The sequence below is a fragment of the Pseudoalteromonas sp. SR45-5 genome, assembly GCF_014163565.1.
Classification (GTDB): Bacteria; Pseudomonadota; Gammaproteobacteria; order Enterobacterales; family Alteromonadaceae; genus Pseudoalteromonas; species Pseudoalteromonas distincta.
The window spans coordinates 1-878 of the sequence record NZ_JACJDN010000986.1 but is presented as its reverse complement, the minus strand read 5'-3'; the positions used below and the strand labels follow the sequence as shown (position 1 = coordinate 878).

Below are 878 nucleotides of genomic sequence, written 5' to 3'. Positions count from 1 at the left end.
AAGGCACTCCGGCGCTGATTAAATTACTATCTACTGCCGCTAAATAATTAACAATGTAGCCACCAAAACAAAAACCGACAGCGCCTAACTTACCGTTACTGTTAGCATGCGATTTTAAAAAGTGTGCTGCGGCTACAAAATCGTTTTGAATTTTAGCGCGGTCCATGGTTTTTTGCATGGCGCGTCCTTCATCATCGTTACCAGGGTAGCCACCCAGTGGAAAGAGCGCATCGGGCGCAAATGCAATAAAACCTACCTTCGCTAAGCGTCTTGCTACATCCTTTACGTATGGGTTTAATCCACGATTTTCGTGTATCACAAGAACAACAGGGAGCTTACCTTCTATGTTTTTAGGGGTTGCTAAGTAACCCTTGCCTTTACCGTGCCCGTTTGGCGAATCGAATTCTTCGTACGTTGCCGTTATATCGTCATCGTTAAACGACACTTGTTCAGCCAGCGCGTAATTAGGTAATAATGCTGATGTAAGTACAGCCATTGAAAAACCAAGTGCAGCAAGCCCTCCGAGTTTTTTCATAAAAGTACGACGGTCCATTAAACCGTGGGCGTATTCGTCATACCAATCAAAGGCTTCTTGAGGAATGTGATCAGAGGCAGATGTATTCATGGCTGTTCCTTAATTTTATTTTGTTATTTAAATACCATAACGTATTAGGAATAAAAAACGAGCAATATTTTCTCTCTTTTTATCGAATTATTAATAAAGCCCAAATACTTATTCTCTTGAAGATATTTCTTTATTATCAAAATTTAATATGTCCTTTATCGTTAGTTCACTCAAGTTTCTACCATCTTTTAATTTAATTTCTACAGTAGTTAGGATATAAACTTGAATACTTAAAACAAGCATAAATGCTGGC

General features: G+C 38.8%; 1 protein-coding gene. It reads right to left on the bottom strand.

Annotated features, from left to right (window positions below; translation table 11 throughout):
- Nucleotides 1-625: dienelactone hydrolase family protein (locus H5072_RS20540; RefSeq protein WP_182694647.1), on the bottom strand; the 625-nt coding region annotated here is incomplete at its 3' end.
- Between the last annotated feature and the right edge of the window lie 253 nt (nucleotides 626-878).